This window comes from Musicola keenii (genome assembly GCF_014855505.1).
Classification (GTDB): Bacteria; Pseudomonadota; Gammaproteobacteria; order Enterobacterales; family Enterobacteriaceae; genus Musicola; species Musicola paradisiaca.
In genome coordinates, this window is the sequence record NZ_JAAWVW010000005.1 from 248730 (window position 1) to 265348 (window position 16619).

Here is a 16619-nt window from a genome sequence, read left to right on the forward strand (position 1 = left end):
GTGAACAGACGCAATTTTTTCAAGCTGGCGTCCGCGGGAGCGCTGCTGGCGGGTACGCCGCTTACCAGTCAGGCGGAGGCCACCAACCGGCCGCCGATCCCCGGTGCGCTCGGCATGCTGTACGATTCGACGCTGTGCGTGGGGTGCCAAGCGTGTGTGACCAAATGCCAGCAGCTTAACCAGCTGGATTACAAGCCGGACAGCACGGTCTACAGCGGCGGTGCGGCGACCTGGTCCAACAACGACAAACTGAGCCCTTATACCAACAACATCATCCAGGTGTGGAGCGATGGCGATGGCAAGAATAAGGATCAGGCCAAAAACGGTTACGCCTACATCAAGAAGCAGTGCATGCACTGCGTCGACCCCAACTGTGTCTCGGTCTGCCCGGTTTCTGCGTTGAAGAAAGACCCGAAAACCGGCGTGGTGCATTACGACGCCAGCATCTGTACCGGTTGTCGCTATTGCATGGTGGCTTGCCCGTTCAATGTTCCCAAGTACGATTATGAAAACCCGCTCGGCAAGTTGCACAAGTGCGAACTGTGCAACCAGCCCGGTTTGGAACGTCTCGATAAGGGCGGCATGCCGGGGTGCGTGGAAGTCTGCCCGACCGGCGCGGTGATTTACGGCACCCGCGAACAGCTGCTGGCGGAAGCGAAACGCCGCCTGACGCTCAAGCCGGGCGACGAATACGCCTATCCGCGTCAGACGCTGGACCGCAACGACAGCTATCTGCACACCGTTCCCACTTATGAACGTTACGTGTACGGCGAAGAGGAAGCGGGGGGTACGCAGGTGCTGGTGTTGGCCGGGGTGCCGTACCAAAACCTGGATATGCCGACGCTGGACAAGCTGTCTACCGGTGCCCGGTCGGAACATATCCAGCATACGCTCTACAAAGGGATGGTGCTGCCGCTGGCGGTGCTGGCCGGGCTGTCGGTGCTGGTGCATCGCAATACCCGCGCCGAGCGGGAAGAGGGGCACGAATCACAGGAGAATCATCATGACGGCGCATAAAGCGAGTCCGCTGGGAGGGCGGCTGGTGAGCTGGCCCATCATGCTGCTGGCCCCGTTCGTGACGATCTGCGCGATACTGATCGTGAAACGTCTGTTTCTGGGGATCGGTTCCGTTGCGGATCTGAACGGCGGTTATCCGTGGGGCATCTGGATCGCCTTCGACTTGCTGGTCGGCACCGGGTTTGCCTGCGGCGGCTGGGCGCTGGCCTGGGCGGTGTATGTGTTCAACCGCGGCGAATACCATCCGCTGGTGCGTCCGGCGTTGCTGGCCAGTTTGTTCGGCTATTCGCTGGGCGGCCTGTCGATCACCATCGACGTCGGTCGTTACTGGAACCTGCCGTATTTCTACATTCCCGGCTATTTCAATACCAACTCGGTGCTGTTTGAAACCGCAGTGTGTATGACCATCTACATCGGCGTGATGGCGTTGGAATTTGCGCCGGTGGTGCTGGAGCGCTTTGGCTGGCATGTGTCGCTCAAACGTCTCAACAAGGTGATGTTCTTCATCATCGCGTTGGGCGCGCTGCTGCCGACCATGCACCAGTCCTCGATGGGGTCGCTGATGATCTCCGCCGGCTACAAGGTGCATCCGCTGTGGCAGAGCTATGAATTGCTGCCGCTGTTGTCGCTGCTGACTGCCTTTATCATGGGGTTTTCCATCGTCATCTTCGAAGGCTCGCTGGTACAGGCCGGGTTGAAGGGGCGAGGCCCGGACGAGCAATCGCTGTTCCGCAAGCTGACGTGTCTTACCGAGGTGCTGGTGCTGCTGTTCGTGGTGCTGCGCTTTGGCGAGATCGTCTGGCATCAGAAAACCGCGCTGCTGTTTGCCGGCGATCGCTATGCCATCACCTTTTGGTGTGAGGCGTTTCTGATGGTCTTCCCGCTGGTGTTGCTGCACCTGCCGAACGGCCGCCGCGATGCGCGCTGCCTGTTCCTGGCTGCGGTCAGCATGCTGCTGGGCGCGGCGCTATGGCGTCTGAGCTACTCTCTGCTGGCGTTTAACCCCGGCGGCGGCTACCACTATTTTCCCAAGGCACAGGAAATTCTGATTTCCATCGGTTTCGTGGCAATCGAAATCTGCGCCTACATCTTGTTAATCCGTCTGTTGCCGGTACTGCCGGCGCTGGGCGGCGAACATAAGCATCATCAGGCTGAGGTAAAGCATGAGCCAACGCATCACCATTGATCCCATCACCCGTATTGAAGGGCATCTGCGCATTGATTGCGAAATTGAAAACGGAAAAGTGACCAAAGCATGGTCCTCCGGCACCATGTGGCGCGGTATGGAGGAGATCGTCAAAGGGCGCGACCCGCGCGATGCCTGGATGATCGTACAGCGCATCTGCGGGGTATGCACCACGGTGCACGCCATTGCGTCGGTGCGTGCGGTGGAAAACGCGCTCGGCCTGAACATTCCGGTCAACGCGCAATACATTCGTAACCTGATTCTGGCCGCCCACAGTATCCACGACCATATCGTGCACTTCTATCAGTTGTCCGCACTGGACTGGGTGGACGTGACATCCGCACTGAAAGCCGATCCGCAGAAAGCGGCCGACTTGCTGAAAGGGCTGTCGAATTGGCCGCTGAATAATGCGGCTGAATTCACCAAGGTGCAGCAGAAACTGAAAGATCTGGTGGCCAGCGGGCAACTCGGTATTTTCGCCAACGGTTACTGGGGGCACCCGGCGATGTCGTTGCCGCCGGAAGTGAACCTGATCGCCGTCGCCCACTACCTGCAAGCGCTGGAATGCCAGCGTGACGCCAACCGCATCGTCGCCATTCTGGGCGGTAAAACGCCGCATATCCAGAACCTGGCGGTCGGCGGCGTCGCCAACCCGATCAATCTGGACGCGCCCAGCGTGCTCAACCTGGAACGGTTGATGTACGTGAAAAGCTTTATCGACCGTCTGGGCGATTTCATCGAGCAGGTGTACAAGGTGGATTGCGCCGTCATTGCCGCGCACTACCCGCAGTGGCTGACGCTGGGACGCGGCGCGGATCACTATCTGAGCGTGCCGGAACTGCCCACCGACAACAAGGGCGGCAGCTTCCTGCTGCCGGGCGGCTATCTGGAAAACGGCGATCTGGCCAAATTCCGGCCGATCACCAGCCATAGCGACAAGTTCCTGATCGAAGGGATCCGTGAAACCGGCAAACATGCCTGGTATCAGGATGAACAGCCGCTGGCGCCGTGGGAAGGGCTGACCCGTCCGAAATACACCGGCTGGCATGAAGACGGCAAATACTCGTGGGTGAAATCGCCGACGTTCTACGGCAAGACGGTGGAAGTCGGCCCACTGGCCTGGCTGTTGTGCGGTATGGCGGCTAAACATCAGGGAACGCTGGCGCATTTCAATCAGGTCAAAGCCGCCTATCAGGCACTGAGCGGACGCCAACTGGAAGAGAAACACCTGCACTCCACGCTGGGCCGCATCATCGGCCGTACCGTGCACTGCTGCGTGTTGAAAGATACGCTGGCGCAACAGTGGCAGGCGTTGGTGACTAACATCGGCAACGGTGATCATCAGACCTTTATCAAACCGGATCTGTCGCCAAATACCGAGTTTCGCGGCGTCGGTTTCGGCGAGATGCCACGCGGCATGCTATCGCACTGGATTGTGTTCAAAGACGGCAAGATCACCAACTATCAGGCGGTGGTGCCTTCAACCTGGACGTCCTGCCCGCGTAACGGCGACGACAAGCCGGGCCCTTACGAACAGTCGCTGGTGGGAACGCCGGTGGCGGATCCGCATAAGCCGCTGGAAGTGGTGCGTACCATTCACTCGTTCGATCCGTGCATGTCTTGTGCGGTGCACGTGGTGGATACGGTTAGCGGTAACGAAGTGACTCGGGTGAAGGTGCTGTAATGAACATACTGGTGTTGGGGATCGGCAATATTCTGCTCATGGATGAGGGGGTAGGGGTACGGTTGGTAGAGGAACTGGAGCGGCGTTATTGCTTCACGCCCGCCATCGATATTCTGGATGGCGGCACGTCCGGTATGGAGCTGATGGAGAGTATGGCCGGGCGCGATCACCTGATCGTGGCGGACGCGGTGCTGACCGGCAAACCGGCGGGTAGCGTCAGCGTGCTACGCGACGGCGAAGTGCCTGCACTGTTTACCCGCAAGTTGTCCCCACACCAGTTGGGTTTGGCCGATGTGCTGATGGCGCTGCAACTGACCGGCGAGTTTCCCCGCCAGCTTACGCTGGTGGGTGTTGAACCGGCGTTGCTGGAGTCCGGTATCGGTCTGACGGAAACGGTGGAATGCGCACTGGAAAAAGCGTTGCTGGCGATTTTGGATGCGTTGCGCCAAAGCGGCATCGCGGTATCGGTGATGCCGGTACCGGCAGCGCAGGAGGTGAGCTGTGACTGATGTCTCTTCGGCATCGATGTTATCGTCATCGTCTGAGCAGGATCGGCCCACAATACCCGGTGAGCGCAAAGAAATGCCTCTGGTGATGGGGCATGATCAGTCTCCAGTGGCCTGGCTGGAGGCGGAGTTTTCCCGCATTGCCCGGGAGCGGATGCAGTCCCTGCCGTTTTATCGCGCGGGCATTCCGGTACAGGCTTGCGGATTTACCCTGTTTGAACAGCAGTGGTTCGGTTGTCTGTTGACGCCGTGGATGATGAGCCTGGTGGTGTTGCCGGGGCCGCAGCAGCAGTGGCCGCGCAGAACGGTGTCGGACAAGCTGGCGCTGAGCCTGCCGTGTGGCGAAGTCGGGTTTATCGTCGGTGCGACCGACGACGGCAGCCAGTACCTGACCTGTTCGCTGATGTCGCCGCTGGATACGGCGCTGGATGCGGAGCAGGCGGTGCGACTGGCGGAGCAGAGCGCGCGCATGGCGTTGTCTCTGCCGGTGGTGGATGCCGCCGCGCCGCAGAACCCGGGCCGACGAGCGCTGTTCGGCCGTTATCGGAGTCAGTAGCATGCATGAAATTTCCATGTGCTATAACGCGCTGGAACTGATAGAGCAACAGGCGCGCCAGCATGGCGCCAGTAAAGTCACCGGTGTGTGGCTGGAAATCGGCGCGTTGTCCTGCATTGAGGAGAGTGCCCTGCGCTTTTGTTTTGAGTCCGTCTGTCGGCAAACGCTGGCGGAGGGATGTGAGTTGCATATCGCCGTGCGCCCGGCGCAGGCCTGGTGTTGGGCCTGCAGCTGCGCGGTGGAGGTTTCGGCCCATGACGGCGGCTGTCCGAAATGCGGTAGCAACTGTCTGCGGGTAGAGAGCGGCGACAGCCTGCAACTGAAGCAGCTTGCCATTGAATAACGCTGCGCCCGTGCGGCGCAGATAACAAAACCGGTCTGGTAACCGAAGGAGTCGTCTTAATGTGTACCACATGCGGTTGCGGTGAAGGCGAACGCAAAATCGAGGGCGATGAACACCCTCATGATCACGACCATCACCACGAACATTCCCATCATCATGAGCATGTCCATGCTCACCCCCATCATCATCACCATGCCCACGCGCACCACCATGAAGCGGGTCACGCGCATGCTGATGATGGGCATGACCATGACCACGGCGACAGGCAGCCGGCCCAGTGCGTGATCATTCATCATCACCATTACTATCATCATCATGGCGATGTGCATCACTACTACCACGAAACGGCAACGTTGCGAGCGGGGGATCTTGATGTCGGCGCGCATCGCCGTTACGGCCATCACCCGCATCATGAGCATTCACACGATCATGCACATTCCCATGATCATGAACACCCGCAGCCGCCAGCCGTTCAGCCGGAAGATCGCTTCGAGCCGGTGGTGCAGGATCAGGATCTGCATTATGGACAAGGCGCTGCCGGCACCCATGCGCCGGGCGTCGGTCAACAGCGTTTGTTGCAGATCGAAATGGACGTGCTGAGCAAAAACAATCAGGTCGCGCAGCATAACCGCGAGCATTTCGAGGCTGGGCATATTCTGGCGCTGAACCTGGTCTCCAGCCCCGGCTCCGGCAAAACCACGTTGCTGACCAGCACGCTGCATCTGCTGCGCGATCGCCTGCCTTGCGCAGTGATTGAAGGCGATCAGCAGACCACCAATGACGCGGAACGCATCCGCGCGACCGGGGTGCCGGCGATCCAGGTGAATACCGGCAAAGGCTGCCATCTGGATGCCGAAATGGTGCACGATGCCGCGCATCGGCTGTCGTTGCCGGATCACAGCCTGCTGTTTATTGAAAACGTGGGTAATCTGGTGTGTCCGGCCGGTTTCGATCTGGGCGAGCGCCATAAAGTGGCGGTACTGTCCGTGACCGAAGGTGAAGACAAACCGTTGAAATATCCACATATGTTTGCGGCGGCGTCGCTGATGATCATCAATAAGATCGACCTGTTGCCCTATCTGGATTTTGACCTGGAAGCCTGCGTGCGCAATGCGCGCCGTATCAACCCGGATATCGCCGTCATCGCGCTGTCGGCCCGAACCGGCGAAGGGATGGACGAGTGGTTGGCCTGGCTGGAAGCGCAATTGCTGGGGAGTCAGCCATGTGCCTAGGCGTGCCCGGTAAAGTAGTGTCGGTCGGGGCGGATATTCATCATCCGGCCCGGGTGGATGTGTGTGGTGTGCAGCGCGACGTCAACATCGCGCTGGTGTGCGACGGCGAGCCCGCCGAACTGATCGGCCAATGGGTGTTGGTTCACGTTGGGTTCGCCATGAGTCTGCTGGACGAACAGGAAGCGCAGGACACGCTGGAGGCGTTGCAGTCAATGCAGGCCGTCGGACTAGAGCTGGATGAAGTCCGGCAAACCGGAGCTGTTTATGCAGTACGTAGATGAATTCCGCGATCCGGAACTGGCCAAGGCGCTGTTGCAGCGGATCCGGGCGCTGGTGGCGGATCGTCCGCAGTGGGCGGCGCGTCCGCTGCAATTGATGGAGGTGTGCGGCGGGCATACCCACGCCATCTTCAAGTTCGGCATCGACCGGCTGTTGCCGCCGGAAATCGAATTTGTGCACGGCCCGGGCTGCCCGGTGTGCGTGCTGCCGATGGGCCGCATCGACGCCTGTCTGGAGATCGCCGCGCGGCCAGAAGTCATTTTCTGCACCTTCGGCGATGCGATGCGGGTGCCGGGGCGCAATGGCTCCTTGCAGGACGCTCGTCGTCACGGCGCCGATATCCGGGTGGTTTACTCGCCGATGGATGCGCTGGCGTTGGCGGAACAGCACCCCGATCGGCAGGTGGTGTTCTTCGGGTTAGGGTTCGAAACCACCATGCCGAGCTCAGCATTGACGCTGCAACAGGCCAAGCGTCGCGGCATTGATAATTTCTCGCTGTTTTGCCAGCACATCACCATCATTCCTACCTTGCGCAGCCTGCTGCAGCAGCCGGATTTGCGCATCGACGGCTTTCTGGCGCCGGGTCATGTCAGCATGGTGATCGGTGCTTATCCGTATCAACCGCTGAGCGAACAGTTCCACAAGCCGTTTGTGGTCACTGGGTTTGAGCCGCTGGATATTCTGCAGGCGCTGTTGATGTTGGTGCAGCAACTGCATGACGAACGTTGCGAAGTGGAAAATCAGTATCGCCGTATCGTGCCGGACAGTGGCAACGTATTGGCGCAACAAGCGATGGATGAGGTGTTTGAAACCAAAGCCAGCAGCGAGTGGCGTGGGTTGGGCGAGATCGCCAACTCCGGCATGCAACTGCGTGCGGCGTATGCTGGGTTTGATGCGGAACGGCGCTTTCAACCGCAACAACAACGGGTGGCGGATGAGCCGTTATCCCGCTGCGGTGACGTACTGACCGGGCGTTGCAAACCGAGCGACTGCCCGCTGTTCGGGCAACGGTGTTCACCGCAAAATGCCATCGGCGCGCTGATGGTGTCTTCTGAAGGGGCCTGCGCGGCCTATTACCAGTATCGCCGGGAGTGTGCCTGATGACTGCAACCATTCTGCCCAAAGAGATTACCCTGGCGCACGGCAGCGGCGGCCAGGCGATGCAGCAGCTGATTGAGGCGTTGTTTCTGCAGGCGTTTGACAACCCGCTGCTTGGCGCACGGGAAGATCAGGCTCGTCTGCCGCTGGCGCCGTTGGCGGCGGCGGGCGACCGTCTGGCGTTTACCACCGACAGCTATGTCATCGACCCCATCGTCTTTCCCGGCGGCGATATCGGCAAGCTGGCGGTTTGCGGTACGGTGAACGATCTGGCGGTCAGCGGTGCGCTACCGCGTTATCTCTCCTGCGGTTTCATTATTGAAGAAGGGCTGAGCGGCGAGATGCTGGCCCGTATTGTGAGTTCCATGGCGCAAACCGCCCGCGACGCCGGGGTACACATTGTCACCGGTGATACCAAAGTGGTGCCGCGCGGTGCGGCGGACAAACTGTTTATCAATACCGCCGGAATCGGCGTGATCCCGACGGAGGTCAGTTGGGGAACCAGCGAGATCCGCCCCGGCGATCGCATCCTGGTCAGCGGGACGTTGGGCGACCACGGCGCAACCATTCTCAACCTGCGGGAAAATCTGGGGCTGGAGGCGGAACTGGTCAGCGATTGCGCCGTGCTGGAGCCCTTGATCGCGCCGCTGCGGCGGATTGACGGCGTGCGTGCATTGCGCGACGCCACGCGCGGCGGGGTGACGGCGATCCTGCATGAGTTCGCCGCCGCCAGCGGTTGCGGGATGGAAGTGCAGGAAAACGCGCTGCCGGTCAAAACTGCGGTGCGCGGTATTTGCGAGCTGCTGGGGTTAGAGGCGTTGAACTTCGCCAACGAAGGCAAACTGGTGCTGGTGGTGTCGCCGGAAGCGGAAGACCGGGTGCTGGACGCGCTGCGCTCCCATCCGCTGGGACACGATGCCGCAGTTATCGGTAGTGTCACCGATAAAAAACAGGTACGCCTGTGCGGTGTGTTTGGCGCGTCCCGTCTGTTGGATCTGCCGCACAGCGAACCGATGCCGAGGATTTGTTGACTCGCTGCTGTTGGTAAACAGCCGTACTATTTTTCTTGGCAAGAGAGCGGAGAGGTTTCGTGCGGGATAAGCCACATTATTTCTCTGTTATTTCATCACCCGCACGACAAGGAGAGGCTCAGCGCCGCCTCTCCTTGACCTCTGGCTGGTGGCAAAACTGTGCCGCTAACGCGGTTCCTTCGGCGTTCGACTTCGCTGTTCGGGCCGCCCGTGACGCTCTCCCGGAGCGGCACGGGCTTTCGCCGCGTCCATGCGGCTCACCCGGCGAAGCCGTCCTCCTCAGCACAGTTTCTGACGCCAAAAAAACGAACATCGGCATCTTTGCTACAGAAAATTTATCCTACAGACCCCAAATATAGGTTCTTACCTATGTCAGCTATTCAGGTAACGATGACATCAGGCGTTGAAATCCGCATTAAAGGCAAGGTGCAGGGGGTGGGGTTTCGGCCCTATGTCTGGCAGATCGCCCATCGGTTAGGTGTTAAAGGTAGCGTGCTTAACGACGGTGCGGGCGTGTTGATCCGGTTATGGCCGACGAGCGCTGAAGCTGATTTCGTGGCGGCGTTACACGCCGAATGCCCACCTCTGGCGCAGATTGACCAGTTGACATGTCAGCCTTATTGCTGGGTCTCGCTGCCGGATGATTTCACGATTGAACATAGCGGCAGCGGCGCGATGGATACCCATATTGTGCCGGATGCCGCTACCTGCGATGCCTGTCGTCAGGAGTTGTTCGACCCAGCCAACCGCCGCTATCGCTATCCGTTCATCAACTGCACCCACTGCGGGCCGCGTTTTACCATTATTCGCCAGATGCCCTACGACCGGCCGTATACCGCGATGGCGGCGTTTCCGCTCTGCGCCGACTGCGATGCAGAGTACCGCCATCCGGCTGATCGGCGCTTTCACGCGCAGCCCAATGCTTGCCCGACGTGCGGGCCCCATATGTGGCTGCATGACGGTCAACAGCGATGTGCGGAAGGTGACGAGGCGATTGAGCAGGCGGCGCAGACGCTGCTGGCCGGCGGGATCGTCGCCGTCAAAGGGTTGGGCGGTTTCCATCTGGCGTGTGACGCCATCTGCGACGATGCCGTGGCGCGGCTGCGGGCGCGCAAACACCGTCCGGCCAAACCGCTGGCGGTGATGTTGCCGGATGACGGCTGGCTGGCCGCGTGCAGCGCGCTCTCTGACGTTAATGCCGCACGGCGTCTGTTGCGCAGCCCGGCGGCACCGATTGTGTTGTTGCCACTGCGCACTGACGGCGCGTTGTCAGCCGGGATTGCTCCCGACTTGGATGAAGTGGGGCTCATGCTGCCCGGCAATCCGTTACAGCACCTGTTGCTGGCGGCAGTCGGACGACCGTTGGTGATGACCTCCGGGAATGCCAGCGGCAGGCCGCCGGCGCTGGATAACGCACAGGCGTTAACGGATCTCGCCGGCATTGCCGATGTGTGGCTGCTGCACGATCGCGACATTGTGCAGCGGGCGGACGATTCGGTGGTGCGGATGCAGTCCGCTGGCCAGGCGGAACTGTTGCGTCGCGCACGCGGCTATGTGCCGGATGCGCTGCCGCTGCCGCCAGGATTCAGCGAACAGCCGTCGCTGTTGGCGATGGGAACGGATCTTAAAAATGCCTTCTGCCTGTTGCGTGGCGGCAACGCCATCCTCAGTCAGCACCTGGGCGATCTGTCCGATAGCGGTATCGAACGGCAGTATCACCAGACGCAGGCGCTGTTTGCCGATGTGTACCGGTTTACGCCACAGGCCATCGTTGTGGATGCGCACCCCGGTTATGTCAGCCACCGGTGGGGAAAACAGCAGGCGCAGGTGTTGCAGATTCCCTGTATCGAAGTGCTGCATCATCATGCGCACATTGTGGCCTGCATGGCGGAGCACCAACGGCCGCGTGAGGCCGGGCCGGTGATCGGCCTGGCGCTGGATGGTATCGGCTACGGCGCGGATGGGCAGTGGTGGGGCGGCGAATGTCTGCTGGTGGATTATGCGCACTGTCGGCATCTGGGGGGCTTGCCGCCGGTGGCGTTACCCGGCGGTGATCTGGCGGCTCGCCAACCTTGGCGTAATCTGTTGGCGCAGTATCTGGCGTTTGTCCCTGACTGGGCGCAGCGCCCGGAGGCGACGGCGATCCCGGCCAGCGCCGTGCCGCTATTGACGCGGGCCATCGAACGCGGCGTCAACGCGCCGCTGGCGTCATCCACCGGCCGGTTGTTTGACGCCGTGGCTGCCGCACTCGGGTTTAATGGTGAACAAAGCTGGGAAGGCGAAGCCGCCTGCTGGCTGGAAGCGCTGGCCCGTCAACATACCGACGCAGCGCCGCCGGTGACGTTGCCGCTGGCGGGGAATCAGTTGGATCTGGCGGTGTTTTGGTCGCAGTGGCTGGCGTACTGCGCCGCGCCGTCCGATCGGGCATGGGCGTTTCACGTGGCGCTGGCGGATGGGGTGGCGGCGCTGGCGCGTCGGGCGGCCGCCGAGCATCAGACCGATTGCGTGGTGCTCTCCGGCGGCGTGATGCACAACCGGTTGTTGGCGGCATTGTTGCGCGACAGGCTGGCCGGGTTCGAGCTGCTGCTGCCGCGTCAGCTTCCCGCCGGTGATGGCGGTGTGGCGCTGGGGCAGGCGCTGATCGCCGCCAGCCGGTTCGCGCAGGCAGGCAAACTGTTATAGCGTTCTTGTTTTTGGCTGTATCTGTTCTGTCTCTGAATGGGCGCGTGACTGTCGCACCATCCGGCGAATGGCCGCTGGACGGGTCAACAGGAGGACGGCATGGACGAGGTCAGGCGTATCCTCGGTGCGGAAATCGAGCAAATCAATCGCGATGAACAGCGGGATAATCGCATTCGCTTCAGCCGCCGTTTTATCGTTACCCATCCGGTTTGGTTTGGCGCCATATTGGTGAGCGATATCCCGGTGGCGCTGATCCTGTGGTACGCGCCGTATTCGGCATGTTGGTGCCGCCGTGACAGGGCATGGCGCTGGTGGTACTGTCAAAATGATATTGGATTGATGACAGGACAACAGTATGAGCCGGACTTCCCCTTTTTCTCCGTCTTCCCCCACTAAAACCGTATTGGTCGTCCAGATGGGCGAGCCGCCGACGCCGATCGCCGATGCCGTGGGGCAACAGGCCCATTGGTTTACCGATGCCTTGGCAGCGGAGGGCGCCACTGTGCGGGTGGTGAGGCCGGATGCCGGCGAAAGCTTGCCGGCGCCGCAGGAGCAGGATGTGGCGATCATCAGCGGCTCCTGGTCGATGGTGACTGATCGGCTCGACTGGAGCGAGCGTACTGCCGACTGGTTGCGGCAGACGGTCAACGCCGGTTTACCGGTACTCGGTGTCTGTTATGGCCACCAGTTGTTGGCGCACGCGCTGGGTGGCACGGTAGCGGATAACCCCAACGGGCGAGAAATGGGGTTGAAAACGGTGTCGTTGCACGTTAATGCCGACGCTGATGATTGGTTGGACGGCGTCCCTGCCTGTTTTGATGCCTACCTGAGTCACCAACAGTCGGTGCTGGTACCACCGCCGGGAGCGCAGGTACTGGCGTTTTCCGAGCAGGATGGATGCCAGATTATTCGTTACTCGCCGCATACGCTGTCGGTACAGTTTCATCCAGAGATGGACAAAGCCGTGATGAATGCGTGCCTGCGCCACTGCCGGTTGCCGGAGCTGACCAATGATAACGAGCCGGTGTGGGCCAGACGCCTGCTGCTGAATTTTGTCCGCCAGGCGTTTGCGCGCAGGGTGTGCGATGCTTAATAAGTTCGAACAGCCGGCGCACCCGATGCGCGAGCAATTGCAGGCCGGTGTCTGGCAACCCGGCGAGAAGTTGCCGTCGCTGCGATAGAACGTGGTACACAGCGGGCTGAGCCTGATGACGGTGTTGCATGCCCACCAGTGGCTGGAAAGCCAGGGGCTGATCGTTTCCTGGCTACAGTCCGGCTATGATGGGCGTCTAAACCCATACTAAAAACACGGTTACATTATGACGGCTGGATAGTTCAACCGGTGATATATCGGTTATCTTGCTCATGGCGCGGTGTCGACGTTTTTTATGAACCGCTTATTTTTATTCGTGGTTTTTAATTTTTATCGTAATGAATGGTTTTATTCCGTTCATTATAGTTAGCTTATCCGGGGAAGCATTTCAAACTCCGTTTTTTTTATATTTCATCTGAATCCTTCTGCGTGTTTTTATTATTTCTTCGGAATAAAAGATGAGTGGAAATAAATAACCATCTCATCAGTAGGGTGGCGTATTTATTCACCAAAATGATAAACAATATTAATCAATACAAATGCTCATGCTGAAGCGTTGCGTTATCGTTATGTAAAATAATATATAACGATTAGTTGGTTACGATTTTTTTGATAATGAGAATTGTTCGCCATAAGTGGGTGTTTGCGTTAAAAAACATCGTTGTTGTGATGAAGTGTGACGGATTTGTTGTTATTGAGATAAACGCTTGGCGCTTTTTTTTTGCCGGCGCATAATGCGTATGTTTAGTAAGGTTTTATGCGCCAATTCGTAAAAATCTATTCATATCAATAAAGCATCATCGTATTTATGTCGATATGGCTCTGAGTGATGTCGTGCGAGGAATATCCCATGCAGGTCAGCAGAAGACAATTTTTCAAAATATGTGCGGGTGGTATGGCCGGTACCACGGTCACTGCCCTGGGCTTTTCTCCCAGCGTTGCGTTAGCTGAGACGCGGCAATATAAATTACTGCGCGCTAAAGAGACGCGAAATAATTGCACGTACTGTTCCGTTGGGTGCGGCATTTTAATGTATAGCCTGGGCGACGGTGCCAAAAACGCCAAATCTTCCATTTATCATATCGAAGGGGATCCGGATCATCCGGTTAGCCGAGGTGCACTGTGCCCTAAAGGCGCCGGCCTGGTGGATTTCATTCATAGCGATCAGCGGCTGCTGTATCCGGAATATCGCGCGCCGGGCGCCGATAAGTGGCAGCGCATCAGTTGGGAAGAGGCGTTGGATCGTATCGCGCGTCTCATGAAAAAAGACCGCGACGCCAACTTTGTGGAAAAAAACAGCGCCGGAGTCACGGTTAACCGCTGGCTGACTACCGGGATGCTGTGTTCTTCGGCGGCCAGCAATGAAACCGGTATTCTTGATCAGAAGTTCGCGCGTGCGTTGGGCATGATCGGTATCGACACTCAAGCTCGTCTGTGTCACGGCCCGACGGTGGCTGCGCTGGCGCCTACCTTTGGCCGTGGCGCCATGACCAACAACTGGGTGGATATTAAGAATGCCAACGTCGTGCTGGTGATGGGGGGCAACCCGGCGGAAGCGCACCCGGTAGGATTCAAATGGGCAGTCGAAGCCAAAATTCATAATGGCGCCAAACTGATCGTCGTTGACCCGCGTTTTAACCGTTCAGCTTCTGTCGCGGATCTGTACTCGCCGATTCGCGCCGGCTCCGATATTACTTTTCTGTTAGGGGTCGTGAATTACCTGCTGACCCACGACAAGATCCAAATGCCGTATGTGAAGGCCTACACCAACGCCAGCCTGATTGTGCGTGACGACTACAGTTTTGATGAAGGTATCTTCAGCGGCTATAGCGAAAAAGATCACCGCTATGATCGTACCTCATGGCAGTACGCGCTGGATGAGAACGGTTTCGCCAAACGTGATTTAACCTTGAGCGATCCGCGTTGCGTGTGGAACCTGCTGAAGGAGCACGTCAGTCGTTATACGCCGGATCTGGTGACATCGGTGTGCGGTACGCCGAAACAGGACTTCCTCACTATTTGCGATCTGCTGGGCTCAACCAGCGTTCCTGATCGTACCGCGACCATTATGTATGCGTTGGGATGGACTCAGCACACTGCGGGTGCGCAGATTATTCGCACCGCAGCCATGATCCAACTGTTGTTGGGCAACGTCGGTATGGCGGGGGGCGGCGTCAATGCGTTGCGCGGCCACTCCAATATTCAGGGATATACCGATCTGGGGCTGCTGTCGCTGAACCTGCCGGGCTACATGCCGTTGCCGTCGGAAAAACAGACCTCATTGAAAGAATACCTGGATCAGATCACGCCGAAGGCGCTGCTGGCGGATCAGGTCAACTACTGGAAGAACACGCCGAAATTTTTTATCAGCATGCTAAAGAGTTTCTGGGGCGATAAGGCGACGAAGGACAACGACTGGGGTTACGACTGGCTGCCGAAGTGGGACAAAAGTTACGATGCGCTGGCCTATTCCCGCATGATGTTGGATGGCAAGGTCAATGGCTATATCGTGCAGGGCTTCAACCCGATGGCGGCGTTTGCTGATTCCAACAAAGCGCGCGATGCGTTGAAAAAGCTGAAGTACATGGTTGTCATCGACCCGTTGGCGACCGAAACCTCCAACTTCTGGCAGAATCATGGTGAGTTGAACGATGTAGATTCAAGCCAGATACAGACGGAAGTGTTCCGTCTGCCTTCCAGTTGTTTTGCCGAAGAAAACGGCTCCATTGTGAATTCCGGCCGTTGGTTGCAATGGCACTATCAGGGGGCTGAGCCGCCGGGTGAAGCGCGTCACGACGGCGTGATTCTGGCAGGGTTGTTCTTGCGCCTACGTGAGTTATACGCCAAAGAAGGCGGCGCCAATCCATTGCCGGTGCTGAATATGAGCTGGGATTATCTGGAGCCGGAAGATCCGTCGGCTGAAGAGATTACCAAAGAAGCCAATGGTCGTGCGCTGGCAGATCTGCTTGACGACAAAGGCAACCTGATTCTGAAGAAAGGGCAGTTGCTGGCTGATTTTTCCCAGTTACGAGATGACGGTACGACGTCCAGTTTCTGTTGGATTTATTCAGGATCCTGGACGGAGGCGGGCAACCAGATGGCGCGGCGTGATAACTCTGACCCATCAGGATTGGGCTGTACGCCGGGATGGGCCTGGAGCTGGCCACAGAATCGTCGCATTCTCTACAACCGTGCTTCGGCAGATGAACAGGGCCGCCCGTGGGATCCCAAACGTGAATTGATTCGCTGGAACGGCCAGAAATGGACTGGGGTCGATGTGGCGGATTTTGCTGCGACCGTGCCGCCGGGCAATGCGGCGGGGCCATTTATTATGAACACGGAAGGATTGGGGCGGCTGTTCGCCATCGACAAGATGGCGGAAGGCCCGTTCCCGGCGCACTATGAGCCGCTGGAATCCCCGCTGAAGAATAATCCGGTCTATAGCAAGGCGCAGGTCAACCCGGCCGCCCGGATTTTGGAAGCGGATCGCCCACGCATGGGAACGGTGGATGAGTTTCCGTTCGTCGCTACGACCTATTCCATCACCGAACTGTTCCGCCACTGGACCAAACATGCCCGGCTTAATGCCATCGTACAGCCGGAACAGTTCGTCGAAATCGGCGAGGGGTTGGCGAAGCAGAAAGGCATTCAGGCTGGCGATATGGTGAAAGTCAGCAGCAAACGCGGTTATATCAAGGCTAAAGCGGTAGTCACCAAGCGTATCCGCACCCTGACGATTCAAGGTAAACCGGTGGAAACCATCGGCGTTCCTTGTCACTGGGGCTTTGAAGGCACCACGCAGAAAGGCTTTATGGCTAATATCCTGACGCCGCATGTTGGTGATGCCAATAGCCAGACGCCGGAGTACAAGGCGTTTCTGGTGAATGTGGAAAAGGCGTAGCGGAGAAACAC

15 protein-coding genes and 1 pseudogene are annotated in these 16619 nt (G+C 58.7%); 15 read left to right on the forward strand and 1 reads right to left on the reverse strand.

Going from position 1 to position 16619, the window contains the following annotated elements; translation table 11 throughout:
• From hybA to hypA, 6 genes are all read left to right on the forward strand, one after another.
• A complete protein-coding gene (gene hybA, locus HEP82_RS07570; RefSeq protein WP_192457518.1) occupies positions 1 to 1017 on the forward strand; it encodes a hydrogenase 2 operon protein HybA in 1017 nt (338 codons plus the stop codon).
• A complete protein-coding gene (gene hybB / locus HEP82_RS07575) occupies positions 1004 to 2203 on the forward strand; it encodes a Ni/Fe-hydrogenase cytochrome b subunit (protein ID WP_192457519.1) in 1200 nt (399 codons plus the stop codon). Before hybA ends, hybB begins: the two co-directional genes overlap by 14 nt.
• The gene (gene hybC, locus HEP82_RS07580; protein WP_192457520.1) at positions 2181 to 3887 is read left to right on the forward strand and encodes a hydrogenase 2 large subunit; all 1707 of its coding nucleotides are present in this window, start codon (positions 2181 to 2183) and stop codon (positions 3885 to 3887) included. Before hybB ends, hybC begins: the two co-directional genes overlap by 23 nt.
• Positions 3887 to 4396, forward strand: coding sequence for a HyaD/HybD family hydrogenase maturation endopeptidase (locus HEP82_RS07585; RefSeq protein ID WP_192457521.1), 510 nt, complete (start codon positions 3887 to 3889; stop codon positions 4394 to 4396). The genes hybC and HEP82_RS07585 overlap by 1 nt, the downstream gene beginning before the upstream one ends.
• Positions 4397 to 4469: 73 nt before the next feature.
• Positions 4470 to 4949, forward strand: a complete 480-nt coding sequence (gene hybE, locus HEP82_RS07590; protein WP_192457559.1) for a hydrogenase-2 assembly chaperone — start codon at positions 4470 to 4472, stop codon at positions 4947 to 4949.
• Between the two features lies 1 nt (position 4950).
• A complete protein-coding gene (hypA, locus tag HEP82_RS07595) occupies positions 4951 to 5292 on the forward strand; it encodes a hydrogenase maturation nickel metallochaperone HypA (protein WP_192457522.1) in 342 nt (113 codons plus the stop codon).
• A gap of 56 nt (positions 5293 to 5348) precedes the next feature.
• Here the strand turns inward: hypA and HEP82_RS20175 are convergent, their stop codons facing one another.
• A complete protein-coding gene (locus HEP82_RS20175) occupies positions 5349 to 5594 on the reverse strand; it encodes a hypothetical protein (protein WP_243061605.1) in 246 nt (81 codons plus the stop codon).
• Between HEP82_RS20175 and hypB the strand changes: the two genes are divergently transcribed.
• The 9 genes and pseudogenes from hypB (at position 5574) to fdnG (ending at position 16608) form a co-directional block, all read left to right on the forward strand.
• Complete coding sequence (hypB, locus tag HEP82_RS07600; RefSeq protein WP_243061606.1) at positions 5574 to 6524, forward strand: hydrogenase nickel incorporation protein HypB; 951 nt, start codon at positions 5574 to 5576, stop codon at positions 6522 to 6524. The two genes, HEP82_RS20175 and hypB, sit on opposite strands and share 21 nt — an antisense overlap.
• A complete protein-coding gene (gene hybG, locus HEP82_RS07605; RefSeq protein WP_015854209.1) occupies positions 6515 to 6805 on the forward strand; it encodes a hydrogenase maturation factor HybG in 291 nt (96 codons plus the stop codon). The genes hypB and hybG overlap by 10 nt, the downstream gene beginning before the upstream one ends.
• Positions 6789 to 7904 carry a hydrogenase formation protein HypD gene (gene hypD, locus HEP82_RS07610; protein WP_192457524.1) on the forward strand — a complete coding sequence of 372 codons (1116 nt, stop codon included), beginning with the start codon at positions 6789 to 6791 and terminating at the stop codon, positions 7902 to 7904. Before hybG ends, hypD begins: the two co-directional genes overlap by 17 nt.
• On the forward strand, positions 7904 to 8932 hold the full coding sequence (hypE, locus tag HEP82_RS07615) for a hydrogenase expression/formation protein HypE (protein ID WP_192457525.1): 1029 nt from the start codon (positions 7904 to 7906) through the stop codon (positions 8930 to 8932). Before hypD ends, hypE begins: the two co-directional genes overlap by 1 nt.
• Positions 8933 to 9301: 369 nt before the next feature.
• Positions 9302 to 11614, forward strand: a complete 2313-nt coding sequence (gene hypF, locus HEP82_RS07620; RefSeq protein WP_192457526.1) for a carbamoyltransferase HypF — start codon at positions 9302 to 9304, stop codon at positions 11612 to 11614.
• A gap of 99 nt (positions 11615 to 11713) precedes the next feature.
• On the forward strand, positions 11714 to 12010 hold the full coding sequence (locus HEP82_RS20100) for a YlaC family protein (protein ID WP_269150416.1): 297 nt from the start codon (positions 11714 to 11716) through the stop codon (positions 12008 to 12010).
• Entirely contained in the window at positions 11970 to 12707 is a 738-nt protein-coding gene (locus tag HEP82_RS07630) for a glutamine amidotransferase (protein WP_192457527.1), read from the forward strand. Before HEP82_RS20100 ends, HEP82_RS07630 begins: the two co-directional genes overlap by 41 nt.
• Positions 12700 to 12894, forward strand: a pseudogene (locus HEP82_RS07635) (GntR family transcriptional regulator); the annotation flags it as partial. The gene HEP82_RS07630 and the pseudogene HEP82_RS07635, both read left to right, overlap by 8 nt.
• Before the next feature lie 663 nt (positions 12895 to 13557).
• On the forward strand, positions 13558 to 16608 hold the full coding sequence (fdnG, locus tag HEP82_RS07640) for a formate dehydrogenase-N subunit alpha (protein ID WP_192457528.1): 3051 nt from the start codon (positions 13558 to 13560) through the stop codon (positions 16606 to 16608).
• The last annotated feature ends 11 nt before the right edge of the window (positions 16609 to 16619 follow it).

Bases quoted from the DNA above. Each gene is read 5' to 3' on its own strand.
- hypF (WP_192457526.1), top strand. From the start codon at position 9,302: ATGTCAGCTATTCAGGTAACGATGACATCAGGCGTTGAAATCCGCATT.
- HEP82_RS07585 (WP_192457521.1), top strand. From the start codon at position 3,887: ATGAACATACTGGTGTTGGGGATCGGCAATATTCTGCTCATGGATGAG.
- fdnG (WP_192457528.1), top strand. From the start codon at position 13,558: ATGCAGGTCAGCAGAAGACAATTTTTCAAAATATGTGCGGGTGGTATG.
- hypD (WP_192457524.1), top strand. From the start codon at position 6,789: ATGCAGTACGTAGATGAATTCCGCGATCCGGAACTGGCCAAGGCGCTG.
- hybG (WP_015854209.1), top strand. From the start codon at position 6,515: ATGTGCCTAGGCGTGCCCGGTAAAGTAGTGTCGGTCGGGGCGGATATT.
- HEP82_RS07630 (WP_192457527.1), top strand. From the start codon at position 11,970: ATGAGCCGGACTTCCCCTTTTTCTCCGTCTTCCCCCACTAAAACCGTA.
- hybE (WP_192457559.1), top strand. From the start codon at position 4,470: ATGCCTCTGGTGATGGGGCATGATCAGTCTCCAGTGGCCTGGCTGGAG.
- hybC (WP_192457520.1), top strand. From the start codon at position 2,181: ATGAGCCAACGCATCACCATTGATCCCATCACCCGTATTGAAGGGCAT.
- hypE (WP_192457525.1), top strand. From the start codon at position 7,904: ATGACTGCAACCATTCTGCCCAAAGAGATTACCCTGGCGCACGGCAGC.
- HEP82_RS20175 (WP_243061605.1), bottom strand. From the start codon at position 5,594: ATGGTGATGATGAATGATCACGCACTGGGCCGGCTGCCTGTCGCCGTG.
- HEP82_RS20100 (WP_269150416.1), top strand. From the start codon at position 11,714: ATGGACGAGGTCAGGCGTATCCTCGGTGCGGAAATCGAGCAAATCAAT.
- hybB (WP_192457519.1), top strand. From the start codon at position 1,004: ATGACGGCGCATAAAGCGAGTCCGCTGGGAGGGCGGCTGGTGAGCTGG.
- hypA (WP_192457522.1), top strand. From the start codon at position 4,951: ATGCATGAAATTTCCATGTGCTATAACGCGCTGGAACTGATAGAGCAA.